This window comes from Prochlorococcus sp. MIT 0916, assembly GCF_047305155.1.
Classification (GTDB): Bacteria; Cyanobacteriota; Cyanobacteriia; order PCC-6307; family Cyanobiaceae; genus Prochlorococcus_B.
The window spans coordinates 1,548,340-1,563,676 of record NZ_CP138980.1; the positions used below are offsets into that span (position 1 = coordinate 1,548,340).

16 protein-coding genes and 1 tRNA gene are annotated in these 15,337 nt (G+C 34.2%); 6 read left to right on the plus strand and 11 right to left on the minus strand.

Annotation, left to right across the window (positions count from 1 at the left end):
• Positions 1–63: 63 nt before the first annotated feature.
• The 6 genes from SIB53_RS08130 to SIB53_RS08155 form a co-directional block, all read right to left on the minus strand.
• Positions 64–711: a hypothetical protein gene (locus SIB53_RS08130; RefSeq protein ID WP_413677730.1), complete on the minus strand. Its 648-nt coding sequence runs from the start codon at positions 709–711 to the stop codon at positions 64–66.
• Between the two features lie 368 nt (positions 712–1,079).
• Positions 1,080–1,156: transfer RNA gene (locus SIB53_RS08135), tRNA-Met, on the minus strand.
• A 52-nt stretch (positions 1,157–1,208) separates the two neighbouring features.
• The gene (locus SIB53_RS08140) at positions 1,209–2,171 is read right to left on the minus strand and encodes an asparaginase (RefSeq protein ID WP_413677731.1); all 963 of its coding nucleotides are present in this window, start codon (positions 2,169–2,171) and stop codon (positions 1,209–1,211) included.
• A gap of 3 nt (positions 2,172–2,174) precedes the next feature.
• A complete protein-coding gene (locus SIB53_RS08145) occupies positions 2,175–2,672 on the minus strand; it encodes a CGLD27 family protein (protein ID WP_413677732.1) in 498 nt (165 codons plus the stop codon).
• Complete coding sequence (gene rsfS, locus SIB53_RS08150; RefSeq protein ID WP_413677733.1) at positions 2,665–3,039, minus strand: ribosome silencing factor; 375 nt, start codon at positions 3,037–3,039, stop codon at positions 2,665–2,667. The genes SIB53_RS08145 and rsfS overlap by 8 nt, the downstream gene beginning before the upstream one ends.
• The gene (locus SIB53_RS08155) at positions 3,032–3,667 is read right to left on the minus strand and encodes a DUF3318 domain-containing protein (protein WP_413677734.1); all 636 of its coding nucleotides are present in this window, start codon (positions 3,665–3,667) and stop codon (positions 3,032–3,034) included. Before SIB53_RS08155 ends, rsfS begins: the two co-directional genes overlap by 8 nt.
• A gap of 120 nt (positions 3,668–3,787) precedes the next feature.
• Between SIB53_RS08155 and carB the strand changes: the two genes are divergently transcribed.
• Together carB and acsF are read left to right on the plus strand one after the other, a co-directional pair.
• Complete coding sequence (gene carB, locus SIB53_RS08160; protein ID WP_413677735.1) at positions 3,788–7,096, plus strand: carbamoyl-phosphate synthase large subunit; 3,309 nt, start codon at positions 3,788–3,790, stop codon at positions 7,094–7,096.
• 224 nt (positions 7,097–7,320) lie between these two features.
• The gene (gene acsF / locus SIB53_RS08165; protein WP_413677736.1) at positions 7,321–8,424 is read left to right on the plus strand and encodes a magnesium-protoporphyrin IX monomethyl ester (oxidative) cyclase; all 1,104 of its coding nucleotides are present in this window, start codon (positions 7,321–7,323) and stop codon (positions 8,422–8,424) included.
• 15 nt (positions 8,425–8,439) lie between these two features.
• Here the strand turns inward: acsF and SIB53_RS08170 are convergent, their stop codons facing one another.
• The 3 genes from SIB53_RS08170 to SIB53_RS08180 all read right to left on the minus strand — a co-directional run bounded on the left by SIB53_RS08170 (position 8,440) and on the right by SIB53_RS08180 (position 9,587).
• Positions 8,440–8,826, minus strand: a complete 387-nt coding sequence (locus tag SIB53_RS08170) for a 2Fe-2S iron-sulfur cluster-binding protein (protein WP_413677737.1) — start codon at positions 8,824–8,826, stop codon at positions 8,440–8,442.
• A 7-nt stretch (positions 8,827–8,833) separates the two neighbouring features.
• On the minus strand, positions 8,834–9,169 hold the full coding sequence (locus SIB53_RS08175; RefSeq protein ID WP_413677738.1) for a hypothetical protein: 336 nt from the start codon (positions 9,167–9,169) through the stop codon (positions 8,834–8,836).
• Positions 9,170–9,368: 199 nt separating this feature from the next.
• Positions 9,369–9,587 (minus strand): hypothetical protein, encoded by a 219-nt coding sequence (locus SIB53_RS08180; protein ID WP_036907367.1) that lies wholly within the window; start codon positions 9,585–9,587, stop codon positions 9,369–9,371.
• Positions 9,588–9,723: 136 nt separating this feature from the next.
• On the opposite strand from SIB53_RS08180, the gene SIB53_RS08185 reads away from it, so the two are divergent.
• A complete protein-coding gene (locus tag SIB53_RS08185) occupies positions 9,724–10,587 on the plus strand; it encodes an NAD(P)-dependent oxidoreductase (protein WP_413677739.1) in 864 nt (287 codons plus the stop codon).
• 222 nt (positions 10,588–10,809) lie between these two features.
• Here SIB53_RS08185 and SIB53_RS08190 read toward each other — a convergent pair whose 3' ends face one another.
• On the minus strand, positions 10,810–11,208 hold the full coding sequence (locus SIB53_RS08190; protein ID WP_413677740.1) for a hypothetical protein: 399 nt from the start codon (positions 11,206–11,208) through the stop codon (positions 10,810–10,812).
• A 96-nt stretch (positions 11,209–11,304) separates the two neighbouring features.
• On the opposite strand from SIB53_RS08190, the gene SIB53_RS08195 reads away from it, so the two are divergent.
• From SIB53_RS08195 to SIB53_RS08205, 3 genes are read left to right on the plus strand one after another with little or no spacing between them, the layout of a single operon-like run.
• On the plus strand, positions 11,305–12,303 hold the full coding sequence (locus tag SIB53_RS08195; RefSeq protein WP_413677741.1) for an ATP-binding cassette domain-containing protein: 999 nt from the start codon (positions 11,305–11,307) through the stop codon (positions 12,301–12,303).
• Positions 12,300–13,097: an ABC transporter permease gene (locus SIB53_RS08200; protein WP_413677742.1), complete on the plus strand. Its 798-nt coding sequence runs from the start codon at positions 12,300–12,302 to the stop codon at positions 13,095–13,097. Before SIB53_RS08195 ends, SIB53_RS08200 begins: the two co-directional genes overlap by 4 nt.
• A 1-nt stretch (position 13,098) precedes the next feature.
• Entirely contained in the window at positions 13,099–13,887 is a 789-nt protein-coding gene (locus SIB53_RS08205; RefSeq protein ID WP_413677743.1) for an ABC transporter permease, read from the plus strand.
• A gap of 58 nt (positions 13,888–13,945) precedes the next feature.
• Here SIB53_RS08205 and SIB53_RS08210 read toward each other — a convergent pair whose 3' ends face one another.
• Positions 13,946–15,259 (minus strand): NRAMP family divalent metal transporter, encoded by a 1,314-nt coding sequence (locus tag SIB53_RS08210; RefSeq protein WP_413677744.1) that lies wholly within the window; start codon positions 15,257–15,259, stop codon positions 13,946–13,948.
• Positions 15,260–15,337 lie beyond the last annotated feature (78 nt).

Sequence of the window (15,337 nt, forward strand, 5' to 3'; positions counted from 1 at the left end):
TTTTCTTTTTTCCTATCTTTAGTTCTTTAAATTAATCATGTTGCTTATAAGATTTAGTATTTATTATATGTTTATAGATGTATTACAAAAATAAACTTCAGCATAACTTGCTATAAGCTGTAGACTAGGATCTAAAAAGAAATCCCAATGGTATTTTTGTAACTTAATTATTTGTCCATTTTCTTTGTATTCAATTAGAAATTTATCGAACCAATCTTCATCATTATATTTCTTTTTATTAATATTAGCCGTTCTTAATCCTTCTGGATTATCTTTTTTTATTTTGATTATTTCTTTAGTTGCTCTAGTCTGAATATTCTCTATTAGTTTTTGGAATTTAGTTTGGGTTGATAAGAATCTAGCTGTTTCAATTACTTCTTTATCCCAACCAAAAGCAAGACCGATTATATTATAAAAGTTTTTTTGAAACTGTTGAATTGTTGTTTGCTCAACTATTTTATTGTGTGATCGCATCGACTTGCTCGTGATTCCCTTTGCTCTTTGTTCGCACTGAAAGTTTGGATCTTGTAATTCTTTTTGCTTCCTTCCTAGATGCCTAAAGTATCTTTTCCCTTCAATTGTCCTTACGTATGTCAATGGACTATTACAGTTTTTATTTGGACAAATGATCAGTAGTTTTTTGTTATTTTCAAAATCGTAATCTTCAGAGTCTATGACTTTATTGTTAAAGGCAGTAAGTGCAAATCTCATTGGGCTAATTTAACAGTTCGTTCAATTAGCTTTAGAACTATTTTTAATAGACCCATTCCTTTTAAATGCAGATTTATGAAATTTTCATAAAAGGAGGTCGGAATCAAATAGTAACAACGCAAGCGTTTAGAGAATAAAGCTTGAACAGAAATATTTTTTGAGTGAGACTTTTAATTTCGACCGTGGGCCCCCTCGCGCTAATGTGCTATTTAAGAAAAAAAAGACCTTATGCACTTCCTCGGAATGAGTCTGAGTTGGTAAATAATTAATTAGTCTGTTTTTAAAAAATCTAATATCTTTATATTTAATAAAGTTAAAAGTAAAATTAAAGAATTAAAAAAGCCTGCTAATGCAGGCTTTTGCTTGATTGGTGGCGGGGGGAAGATTTGAACTTCCGACCTTCGGGTTATGAGCCCGACGAGCTACCAGACTGCTCTACCCCGCGAAGTTTTAGAAGCATACATCTTTATGTGACGTAAAATACTAGTTTGTTTGCGTTAGGGGATCTTTAATTCTCCTTCAACTTCTATATAGATACCTGGCTTTTTCTGAAGGATGATTTCATCTAGTTCTTCAATTGCTGTTGGAGTTATCCATTCAAGTTGTCGAAGAAGATGTATTGCTACTGCGTGCTTTGCTCTTTTTGATCCATCCTCAACCTTTATGGATAGCCCGATACCTTCCCCTAGACGACCAATACATTGGATACCTTCACTCCCACCTTTGCTGATAATTTGATTGTGACCTCTTTTTATTAATTCCGAATCAAAATATCCTTCGCCAGCAATAAGGTCTGGATTATTCGTCATGGCACGAGTTATTTTTTCAAATTCAGGTTGGTCAGATTTAGATAAATGAGCATATAAAACCGCCATTTGAGATAAACGCAAAAGTAACGTTGGAGCACCACAGTCATCTCTTTCGGCAATTAATTCCTCGGCTGGTATTTTTAGTAACTCGGCAACTCTTCTAAAAATTTCTCTCTGCAGTGGATGATGTCCCATTAAATAACTATCGAGATCCCAGTCCATTTTTTTGCAGGTTGCGAGAAATGCTGAATGCTTTCCTGAGCAATTATGTTGAAGCTTGCTTTCTCTATTTTGAGGTGTTGGGCATTTCAGCTCTTTTATATCTATATCTGCATTCCAAAGAAGTTTGAATGCTGTTCTCGCTTGAACTGATGATCCACTATGAGATCCACATGCCAGAGCTAAAGCTTTACTGTCTAAATTATATTTTTCAGAAGCACCACTCGTAAGAAAAGGCATTGCTTGGAAAGGCTTTAATGCTGATCGTATGAAAGTTTCATATTCACATGAACCTGCTTTCATTAATGTCCTTCCTTTTGTGTCACAGATGGAAGCGTGGGCTCTATGAATGGATTCAACACTTGAGCCTCGTTTGACTAGAACCTTCAAAGAATTGTTGGTGTTATCTGAGAAATTGTTTTGTAAATTCATGTATTAATTCATTCCCGAAAGTATAAATAAAATTGAAAAAATGATAACTGATATTAATAGTACTATTATTACTTCTAAATGATTTAAAACTGGTTTGATTTGGTATTGAGCTATTAGTAAATCTTTTGCTCTCCAATCAATTGGCTTTTCCCAAGTCTGTCCATCATACCAACCAGATTCTTCATATTCAATGTTTTCTGAATTAAGTCTTTTATATATATATAACCAACTTAACCACTGCCTTATTAGTAGTAATATAGGAAAAGCAAGAGATGCAGTTAGGCTAATAAATATAAGTTCAAAAAGGTTGTTTTTGAGGTAATCACTTCCATAAGATATTGTGAAACAAACTGGTGTAATTATTAACCAACTAAATGTTAATTTCCTGTAAAAAATAATTCTTTCTAAAAAAGGCCAAGAGATTATCCATGAATTTCTAATGCTATTAAATTCATTTAATGGCCTTTGGTTTAGAGGCACAGGGCATATTATTTTATTCATCCATTAACGCTATTAATTTATTATTTATAAAATCATGGATAATGCCATTGCTCCAAAAAGACTCTAAATCATAGAATTTTCTTTCATTAGGTTGAAAAACATTGATTATTAGATCTCCATAATCTAATAACGCCCATTTAGCCTCATTTATTCCTTCCTTTCGAAGAGGAAGCAGATCTGCTTCCTCTCTGATTGTCTTTTCTACATTATTAACTATTGCCCTTACTTGAACATCTGAAAGTCCTTCAGTAATTAATATCCAATCAGCAATACTTGATACTTTATCAACTTTTAAAAGTTTTATATTACCAGCTTTTCTATCATCGCAAGCAACTGCTGCTAGTTCAACTAACCTATTACTATCCATATACATTTTCACTAGTAACTGATTTTTGAGATCCTTCTTGAGATGCCATTTCTGCGCGAGCTCTTTCAGCACTCTTTCTTAAAGCTTCTAATCTATCTTCATAGAATGAGCGCTTTTTTTTCTTTCTAGATTTTTCAACTAAATCTTTTAAAGCACCGCCAAGACTCTTATAAGCATTTGGAACGCTATATCCAAATCTGCATGCCAAATCTATAGCTCTTTCATCAGCAGATATTGCATCTTGTAATCGTTTTTCTGAATTATTTTTTAAGTAAAGCCTATAACCTGCAAAACCTGACAATCCGAGTGCCATTAAAAGTAGCAATCCATCTTGAACCCATAATTCTCCAATAGCACCACCAAGACCTATTGCAAGAGCAGCCATTTCCCAGCCATCTCTTGGGATGGTGTCATTTTGAATGCGTCCCACCTCATGCCAAAACAATAGATTTCTATGATCTTGAGCTAAATAGTCCCATTGTTCAAGGTCAACTTGAATCTCCACTTCATCGCGCCCAATTTCTTCAAGCGTGATTAGAGGAGGATCTATTGCTGCTGCGGCTTCAATGAATACCCAGCTTTGGTTCTCAGGTGGCAGCAGCCCTTTTAGGCGCTGTAGTTCGCTCATACTCTTTGTTTCTTATTCGGAAAGTTAGTTAAACTTTAATGGTAGTTTGCCGATCTAGACAGTAGATGATAAACAGATACCTAGAATGCGTGACATAAATGAAGTTTACAAGAAATTCACATGCCACGGCGTAAAGATATACGTCGGATTTTGATACTAGGGTCTGGACCAATTGTTATTGGACAGGCCTGTGAATTCGATTATTCCGGGACCCAAGCATGCAAAGCGCTAAGAAGCGAAGGTTTTGAAGTCATTTTAGTTAACTCTAATCCGGCTTCAATAATGACGGATCCTGAAACTGCAAACAGGACCTACGTTGAACCTCTTACAGCCTCAGTTGTCGAGCAAATTATAGAAATAGAGAGACCTGATGCTCTTTTGCCCACAATGGGTGGGCAAACGGCTTTGAATATTTCAGTTGAATTAGCTGAATCTGGGATTTTAAAAAAATATAATATTGAATTAATTGGTGCAGATCTTAAGGCAATTAAAAAAGCAGAGGATAGGAATTTATTTAAAATAGCAATGAATAATATTGGAGTTGAAGTATGTCCATCTGGCATCGCTTCTAACCTTCAAGAAGCTGAAATAGTAGGAAATGAAATTTCTTCATTCCCTAAAATCATTCGTCCTGCTTTCACATTAGGTGGAAGTGGAGGCGGTATTGCTTATAACCAAGATGAATTTTTAGAATTATGTAAAACAGGACTAGATGCTAGCCCTGTTTCTCAAATACTTATCGAAAAATCTCTTTTAGGTTGGAAAGAATTTGAGTTAGAGGTAATGAGAGATTTGTCAGATAATGTTGTAATTATATGCAGTATTGAAAATGTCGATCCAATGGGTGTCCACACTGGTGATTCAATTACTGTAGCTCCTGCACAAACTCTAACTGACAGAGAATATCAACGTTTAAGAGACTATTCAATTGCAATAATTAGAGAAATTGGTGTGGCAACTGGAGGAAGCAATATTCAATTTGCAATTAATCCCAGTAATGGTGAAATTATTGTAATTGAGATGAATCCTCGCGTTAGTAGATCATCAGCTTTAGCAAGTAAAGCTACAGGCTTTCCTATTGCAAAAATTGCTGCACTTTTGGCCGTTGGTTATAGATTAGACGAGATTATTAACGATATTACAGGCAAGACCCCCGCATGTTTTGAACCTTCAATTGATTATGTAGTTACTAAAATACCTCGTTTTGCATTTGAAAAGTTCTCAGGAAGTTCTTCAGTTCTCACTACTTCGATGAAGTCTGTAGGGGAGGCTATGGCAATAGGAAGATGTTTTGAAGAATCTTTCCAAAAGGCTATAAGATCTTTAGAAACAGGACTAAGTGGTTGGGGGTGTGATCGAGTTGATCATAATGTGTCTTCTATTGAATTAGAAAGACTTTTAAGGACGCCTTCACCAGAGAGAATAATGCATGTCCGATTAGCAATGAAAAATGGACGTAGTGATAATGAAATTTTTTCTTTTTCTAAAATAGACCCTTGGTTCTTATCAAAGCTAAGGAATATTGTAAATGCAGAGGAGCAACTACTTAAATATAAAAATATTAATCAATTAGAACCTAATTTTTTGTTGAAACTAAAACAAATTGGATTTTCTGATCGTCAGATTGCCTTTGCCCTAAATACTGATGAATTAACAATTAGATCTAAAAGAAATGACTTAAAAATATTACCTATTTTTAAGACAGTTGATACATGTGCTTCTGAATTTTCCTCAAATACACCATATCATTATTCTACATATGAAAGACCTGTCTACAGGATAGATAGAGACGGAAATATAATTAATTATCTAAATCTTAATGAAATTAAAAATGATAATAAAAATAAAATTTTAATTCTTGGTGGAGGTCCAAATCGTATTGGTCAAGGTATCGAATTTGATTATTGTTGTTGTCATGCTTCTTATCAAGCTCAAGAAGAAAACTTTACAACAATAATGATAAATAGTAATCCCGAAACGGTTTCTACTGATTATGACACAAGTGATATACTTTACTTTGAACCTTTAACTCTTGAAGATGTTTTAAATGTCATTGAATTTGAGAATCCTTATGGAATAGTAGTTCAATTTGGAGGACAAACCCCTTTAAAACTTTCTTTACCAATAGTCAATTGGTTAGAGAAATCGGAAAACTCAAAGTCACGAACAAAAGTATTAGGTACTTCCCCTATTTCGATTGATTTGGCTGAAGATAGAGAGCAATTTGACAAAGTTTTGAGGAGATTGGATATTAGACAGCCTAAAAATGGTCTTGCTAGAACTTTTGAAGAATCATTGGCTGTAGCTAATAAAGTTGGCTATCCATTAGTTGTTAGGCCTTCATATGTTCTCGGTGGTAGAGCTATGGAAATTGTTTATGAGCAAGATGAACTGGAAAGATACATAAAGGAAGCTGTAAACGTTGAGCCAGATCATCCAATCCTTATAGATCAATATTTAGAGAATGCAATTGAGGTTGATGTTGATGCTTTGTGTGATGTAAGCAAAAATGTTGTGATTGGAGGATTGATGGAACATATAGAGCCGGCTGGTATTCATTCTGGCGACTCAGCATGTTGCCTTCCTTCTATAACGCTATCTGCAGAATCAATTAAAACAATTAAGGATTGGACAAAATCTTTAGCTACTGAATTAGATGTGGTCGGTCTAATTAATCTTCAATTTGCTGTCAAGAGAGATGATGCGGGCAATGAGATTGTTTATATTATTGAGGCAAATCCAAGGGCTTCAAGAACAGTTCCTTTCGTTTCTAAAGCTACTGGAGTCCCTCTTGCGAAAATTGCTACACAGTTACTTTTAAGAAAAACATTAAAAGATATTGGATTAAATCAAGAACCAATTCCACCACTTCAAGCAATAAAAGAGGCTGTGATGCCTTTTAGACGTTTTCCTGGCTCAGACAGTGTTTTAGGACCAGAAATGCGTTCAACTGGTGAGGTTATGGGATCTGCAAAAACTTTTGGAATGGCCTATGCAAAATCCGAACTCGCAGCCGGTGAGGGATTACCGACTTCCGGGTTTGTTTTCTTATCTACTCATGATAGAGATAAACCTGCATTGATCCCAGTAGCAAAGAAATTAATTGAACTAGGTTTTTCAGTCTTGGCAACATCTGGTACTTCCAAGTATCTCGAGAAATTTGATTTGAATGTAGAAAGGGTTCTCAAGGTTCACGAAGGAAGGCCGAATATTGAGGATATGATTCGTTCTGGAAAGGTTCAGTTGGTAATAAATACTCCAATTGGACGTCAAGCAATTTATGATGATAAATACCTTAGAAAAGCAGCTCTTGACTACTCTGTACCAACTTTGACAACTTTAAAAGGTGCTAGCGCTGCTGTGAAAGGTATAGAGGCATTGCAGAATCAAATTTTATCTGTTTCAGCTTTACAAGATATTCATTCCTAAACATCATTTTGCTAATTTATTTAATTCAATATCTTTAAAATTTCTGTTTAAATTAATATTAATTTTGTAAATTTGATTTCCCTAAATTTTTAACTATAAATTTAAAAATCCAATTTTCACCTCTTTTTTAGTCGTTTTTAGCAAAGCTCTATTACTACCTGATTAAAAATTCACCTTTTTTTCAAATAAAGACATACAATTGTTTTCTTGCTTGATAATTAGGGATGACCGCAACAGCTTCTTCACCAAAACTAAGAGTTGATACACGCGGAACAAATGAATTGCCGCCACATTTAGATGAAAACCTTTTAACCCCTCGTTTTTATGTAACTGAATTTAAAAAAGCAGCTAAGACAGAATTAACTGATGCTAGAGAAGAGTTTGAAGCAATGCTTTCAGAAATGAAAGCAGACTATAACTGTACTCATTTTGATAGGAAGGCGAGTCTAGATAGATTACAAGAATTACCTCAGAAGGCTAAAGAGACTTATGAGAGTTATTTAGTTAGATCAGTTATCTCAGAGTTTTCAGGATTCTTACTCTTCAAGGAGATTTCTAATCGTTTAAAGAAAGAGGGAAATAGGGATCTTGGCAAACTATTTCAGTTTTTAGCTAGAGACGAAGCTAGACACGCAGGCTTTCTTAGCAGAGCATTAGTGGCAGAGGGTATTGAAGTAGATCTTCCTCATTTAGGCGGTAAAAGAGCAGCGACTTGGTTCCCCATTAGTTGGGTTATATATTCTGTTTATCTTTCAGAAAAAATTGGATATTGGAGATATATCTTGATGGATAGGCACCTTAAGGCTAATCCAGATCAGGCATTTGCTCCTCTTTTTGATTTCTTCGAACCATGGTGTCAAGACGAGAACAGACATGGTGATTGTTTTACAGTCATGATGAGATGTTGGCCAGGAATTACCAAAGGATTTAGAGGCAAGCTATTAAGTCGTTTTTTCTTGTGGAGTGTTTTCCTTACTCACACTTTGACAGTTTGTGAAAGAGGTGAGTTTTATGAATTACTTGGTATTGATCCAAAAGAATTTGATGAGGAAGTGATAAAAAGAACAAACCACACATCTAAAAATGCCTTCCCTTGGGTTTTTAACCTGGATGACAATAAGTTTTGGGAGTTGAGAAACAAAATTATTGAATCTTTTAGAGCTTTTGTAGGTGCTAAAGGTTTAACAAAACCAGTTAAATTTATTAAATTCGCTACTTTGATATTTAAGCAATTTGCACTCCCAATGGAGAAGACAAATGCATTGAGATATGATAAAGATGTCGATTTTACAGGCCAGGATATTTTAAATTTTTGGACAGACAAATAAGACTATTTAGAAAAATCAAATATCAAATGGATTACCAGCTTGGGTGTCCAATCCTTTGAAATATTTTCCGAATTGAGCGTCATAGACTTCGTCCTCATCTTGAGTCTCGCATACCAATGGTCCAATAGCTTTTGAAACGCATAACAAACCGTAACCCTTATTCCTCATCTCTTTTGATAGACCAATACAAGCTTGTTGATCCATTTCTCCTGAAATTATTTTAACTGCGCATTCTGAACAACATCCATTTCTGCAAGAGAATGGCAATGTGTCTCCGATAATTTGTCCATGTTCGTCTTTTGATTCAAAATTTCTCAATATGTACTCACCTTCAGGGACATCAAAGGTATATGTTTTTCCCTCCTGTTTATGATGAATAGTTATTTGGTGAATTGGTTTCATTGAATATCTATTTCGGCGGTGTTATATCTCTTCTTTCTGGAGGTTCAGGGGGCTGACTTGCATGTTGCCAAAGCTCTTCAATATCTAATGTTTTGGTTAATCTTTCTCCACCAAATCGAAGTTTTAACCATGCAATCGTTGTTGAATCTTCCGCTATAACTGCTTCATAACCTTCTTCTTCAGTGATTTTGAATTTGTTAACTAATGAAGAATTTAAGAACCACATAGGATAGTCTGCACCTTTGCGACTCCTTCTCTCATGAAAGGATTCTCTTAATTGTCCATTACCCTGTAATTGACCTTCTGGGGCTAGAAGAACATTTAGAGTTTTGGTCTCCGACATTCTTTAAGAATCAAAAATAGTCTTGATCTTAGGCGTGATATTTCCTAGGACCTTGATCAGATAACTTTAGTAAAAGGAATTACTTAGACGTAAATAGTTTGATAGATCTTCACAAGATCTTCTTGATTATCTGTAAGTAATATTCCTAATTATTTAAAAGGTCTATATATAAGGTTTTTCTTAATTGATAATTAATTATTTAAGCCTCTTTTTTGGGTGCCTCAGCCTTTGCTTTTAGAGCCTCAGCTTCTGCTGCTTTCTTAGCTTCTTCAAAATCAATTCTGTTTTGTAGTTGCCCTGATGCTCTCATCCAATCATTAACACTAGCTTCCTTGCCAGCGGCTTCACATTCCTCTTGATACTTCAAGAATGGATACCAATGATGAGTTGCATTCTTGGAATCTGTAAAATTAGTCAATTTCTTAAGTATTTAATGAATTAATTATCGCATCATATTTTCTTCTTTTGGCAGCATATTAATTTTTTATAGTAATAGTTCAAACCTTTGAAGTACTTATTACTGTTAGTTCGTTTTGAATAGAAATCTGATTTTTATGAAACTAGCTTTTATTGGTCTTGGCGCTATTGGGAAGCCAATGTCTGAGCGTCTTATTGATAATGGATATGATTTGAATTTATTTAAAAGAGATAAACGAAAGAATGTCGATCAAAAAAAATATTTTATTGACCCAGTAGAAGCAGCTAAAGACTGTGATGGCCTTTTGATTTGCGTTACTGATGATACTGCGGTTGAATCTGTTCTATTTGGTGATAATGGAGTGGCAGAATCACTAATGCCCAACTCTTTTGTGATTGATTTCTCTACAATAAGTCCTACAAAATCTATTTCTATACATAAAAGATTAGCAAAAAAAAATATCTTTTATGTTGACTGTCCAGTTTCAGGGGGGACAGAGGGAGCTCATAAAGGTTCACTGTCTTTGTTTATTGGTGCAAGTAAAGAAGAGTGTTTATCTTTTGAACATATATTCGAAGTCATCGGCAAATCAATTAATTACTTTAATGGCGTAGGTAAAGGTCAACAAGTCAAAGCTCTTAATCAGATATTAGTCGCAGGAACATATGCAGCAGTAGCCGAGGCAATGGAATTAGGAAAATTACTTGATTTGCCCATGGATGATGTGGTCGCTGCTTTAAAAGTTGGAGCAGCGAATTCATGGCCATTAGAAAATAGATCAAAAGCAATGTTGATTGATGAACATCCATTGGGATTTAAATTAGAGTTGCATCATAAGGATTTATCTATTGCTATTGATCTGGCCAACTCTATCAATATTGCTTTGCCAATTGCTTCTAGAGTAAAAGAAATAGAGGAAAGATTGATGCATGATGGTTTAGGTGAATTGGATATTTCTGTACTGCATAGATACATCTCAGGAGTAAAAAAACAAGGCTAGAATTACTGCTAATATTAGATTTATGTAACTCATTTATTTACAAATTGCTATCTATAGGCTAAATTAAAAAAAATTAAAAAATTATTTAGGTTAATTTATGAAGCTAGAAAAACAGCATGCAAAATTAATAAAGTTACAAAGCAAAGCTGAGTCTTGTCTCTCTCGTGATGAGGCTCAGAAGATTATACGTAAAGCCGAAAAAACTCAAATGAAAATTTCTGGCTAATTTTTATTTTTTAGATTGTTGAATAATATTCCTTCATGTTTTTTGAATTGAACACTCCATAGATTCGAGCATATTGATTTTAATTTCTCTATAAAAGTGTCTGTATCTCCACTATTAATCCAATTTGATTTAATTACTGGAATATTATTATGCATACTTTCAAAACTAATTTCTGCTAGTAATAATCCAGTTTCATTGTTTGATATTTTAAGACTACCTTCAGTGGTTCTTTGAAATAATCTTAATAATAAATCAAGTATTATCTTTTCGACTTCTTTTTTAGTCGATTGACTTAAAGTCTCAACTCCTGAAAAAGTTTTTCCTCCAAGAGGCATTAATCTTTTATTATTTTGCTCTGCAAGAGCTATCGCTATTACATATTTTTGTTCTTCCATTTAGTTTTAACAACCTATAGATTTTTCTTTAATTTGAGTTTATCTGCTATGTAGGCAAAAATGTTTTATCTTAATGTTGAAGCATTTGAAAATTAATTGCAAAATAATCCTAGTGACTTGATCGTTGTAGATCAGCTGAGTAAATATTATCGAGTTGCTAACAAACAGCCTGGGTTTAATGGTACTCTTAAGCATTTTTTCGATCGAAAGACTTATGACGTACCAGCAGTAACTGATATAAGCTTTAAAATCTCACCTGGAGAAGTAGTCGGATTTCTTGGGGCTAATGGAGCTGGTAAGACAACATTATTAAAAATGATGTGTGGTCTTATTCATCCATCGACAGGGTTAGTTGATGTTGGAGGTTTCTCTCCTCAAAGAAGACAAACGGCTTTTCTAAAGGAGATTACTTTAGTTATGGGGCAAAAGCAGCAGTTGATTTGGGACCTTCCACCCATGGACTCTTTGTATGTAAACGCAGCTGTATATGGTTTGTCTGACCACGAAGCAAAAGTAAGAATTAATGAATTAGCAGAAATGCTTGAATTAGGAGAGGAACTTACAAGACCTGTAAGAAAGTTGTCGTTAGGACAAAGAATGAAATCTGAAATTCTGGCTGCCTTATTGCATAAACCATCTGTCCTTTTTCTAGATGAACCTACTCTTGGTCTTGATGTAAATGCTCAAGCTAGAGTTCGTAGTTTTTTATCCGAATACAACAAAAGAACTGGTGCGACAATTTTGCTTACTAGTCATTACATGGCTGACATAACAGCATTATGTCCAAGAGTTATTTGTATTTATAAAGGAAAGCTTTTTTATGATGGTGACCTTGATTCTCTGGCTAATTCATTATCACCATCAAGAGAGGTAAAAGTTGAATTGAAAAATCCATGTGCAAGTGAACAATTTGAAAAATATGGTGAGATTCAAGATTTAAATGATCGTTTTGTCTGTTTGTTAGTTTCAAGGGATAGATTGACAGATGTAGTTAGTAATCTATTAACTGATTTCGATATCATCGATTTAGAGATTAGTGATCCTCCTATTGATCAATTAATAGGGGAATTATTTATAAAGGGAGAAGTCAATTGAGAATATTTGGATTGTCTTTCAAGGTTATTAAGACCTTACTTACAACACAATATGCATACATGTTGGAATATCGCATCGAAATAGCTTTATGGGCTCTATCTGGAGTACTACCATTTATTATGTTATCTCTTTGGAGTCAAAATGATGTTGGTAATTCATTTGGTCTGAATGATATTGGGTTGGCAAGATATTTTTTAAGTGCTTTTCTTGTTAGGCAATTTTCAGTTGTTTGGGTTGTCTTCTCGTTTGAGGAAGATTCTCTTTCTGGTCGATTATCACCATATTTGCTACAGCCTTTGCACCCTCTATTTAGATATGTAGCTTCTCACTTGGCAGAGCAGGCAACAAGACTTCCTTTTGCAATAGCCATAGCTATTACTTTTTTTATATTAAATCCATCATCTTTTTGGATTCCCTCACTATCTCATTTATTTCTCGCGTACTTATCTACTCACTTTGCTTTTACTATCGCCTTCCTTCTTCAAAGTTTAGTTGCTGCACTTTGCTTTTGGACTGAAAAATCTAGTGCTCTTGAAAGATTAATATTTGTTCCTTATCTTTTTCTTTCTGGTTTATTAGTACCTTTATCAGCCTTTCCTTCTAACATTCTAAAAGTAGCAATGTTAACACCATTTCCCTATCTAATTAATTTTCCAGCAAAGATTTTAGCGGGGATGCCAGTTGATATTTTAAATGGCTTTTTAGCTCAGCTCTTTTGGATTTCAATACTGGTACCCTCTGTAAATATTCTTTGGAAACTCGGTGTAAAAAGATATACAGCAATGGGAGCCTAATATGCAGCGTTACTTTAAAACTATTAGATTATTTTGGTCTACAGCATTTGCTTCTCAACTTGAATATCAATTAAATTTTTTGATTGAGTTGTTAGCTATGTTGGGAACTCTTTTGGGAAGTGTATTTATATTATCCCTTTTCTTTACTGGAGGAAGGCAATTAGGAGATTGGACTTGGGAATCAGCCTTAGTTATTCAGGGCGTTTATACATTTCTTGATGGTTTAACGAATGCTCTTTTACGACCAAATTTAACCGAAATAGTTAATTACGTTAGAGAGGGTACTCTTGACTATGTTTTATTAAAACCAATTGATAGTCAATTTTGGTTATCAGTTAAAAAGTTTTCTTTTGCAGGATTACCTGAAATCATTTTGGGACTTACCATTGTTTTTTGGGCGGCAATTCAATCAGGTTCATCTTTTTCGCTTTATTCATTTTTTGTATTCATAATTTCGTTATTGATTGGTTTTGTAATCCTTTATTCCGTTTGGTTCTTGATTGCTGCATCTAGTATTTGGTTTGTTAAGACATGGAATGCTACTGAAGTTCTAAGAGCTTTATTGGCTTCAGGTAGATATCCAATATCAGCTTATCCTGTTGTTTTGAGATTCATATTTACATTGGTTTTACCTGTAGCTTTTTTAACAACTTTTCCGGCTGAGGCAATTCTGGGGGAACTAAAATTTAATATTTTATTTTTTGGTTTGATCTTAAGTAGCTTATTCTTTATTCTTAGCAGGTTCTTCTGGAAGTTTGCTCTTAAACATTATACTTCTGCCTCAAGTTAATTATTTAATTAACTCCATTAACTCTTATTTTTTTTAACGATAGTTATAAATATTTGGATTATTGTCCGATACCAAAGAACGAATTGAAGATGAATAATAAACTAAAGACTGAGAGGAATGAAATACCAAACCAGCAAACTGTTTTTAGAACAATTCCATAACGAAATTGACTTTTTACTAATGAGCTATTCATAGTATCCATAGCCATCCAGGCAAACAAAGGAGCTGTCAGGAAACTACCTGTCATCGCGCCGAAGACATAGTCTTTAACTCCAATTCCTCCAGATTTGGCAATAAGAAGTGCACATAATGATGCCAAAACATGAAATATGATCCATTTTTTGAGACGTTTCTTTTCCGTCAAAGTAGAACTATTTCCCTTATCTGAGCGAGCTATTAAACCATGAGCTGATGAGATACTCCTTGGATATGCATCTAGACATGTAAGCGTGGTGCTAAACATTGCTGCAAAAGCGGCAGGTACAATGATCCACTTTGCCCATCCACCAATAGATTCTGTATACAAGCGGATTAGATTCTGAGCAAAACTAACTCCTGATCCTGTAAGCATTTCATCGCCAGTGCCATACATTGTGTATGCACCAAGAATTAGAAAGAAAATTGCAGTTAAAACAGTGATGAAATATCCAAGATTAAAGTCAAATTCAGCTTCTTTCAATGTTGCTGTGTGATCTGTCTCTTTCGCTCTTGAAAACATCCATAGTGATGGCCATATACAAAGCTCTACTGGACCAGGCATCCATCCCATAAGAGGAATGAGAAAACCTAGGTTTGAGAGAGTCCACGGAGAGGGACTGCTATTCAAGAATGAAATATTGATATCTCCAGCAGGCCCTTTAATAAGTAAAGATATAACAGCAAAAAATGTTAATAATGTAAGCAATAATACAAGAATTTTAGATATCCTATCAAGAGCTTTATATTGTCCTATAAACAATATTAATGAACAGACTATTAATATCCCTATAGCTAAATCTAGAGCAGGAAAGGATGAAAAAATTACTATATTTTTTAAAAGGAGTCCAGTTACAAAGCTAACGGCAGAAATAGTAAAGGTTCCTGTAATTAATCCAACAAATAAATATATAGGTAAATAAAATTTATTACATTTTTGAAATCCCTCTAAAAGGGATAATCCAGTAACAGCTGTAAATCTCGTTCCGACAAGTAAAAATGGATATTTAACAAGATTTGTTAATAAAATAAGGCCAATAAGCGAAAAACCAAATTTGGCGCCAGCTGTAGTCGATGACATTAGGTGTGATCCGCCTATGCATGCTGCAGCCAAAAGGATTCCAGGACCAAGGCTTTTTCGATAACCCATGCGTTTACTTGAGACTACTTTTTCCATTTATTTGGTAACTTTTTTTTATTTTTGCAATAAAAATAATTTTTTCAATTTAAGTACATAAAGATTATTATTTTATAT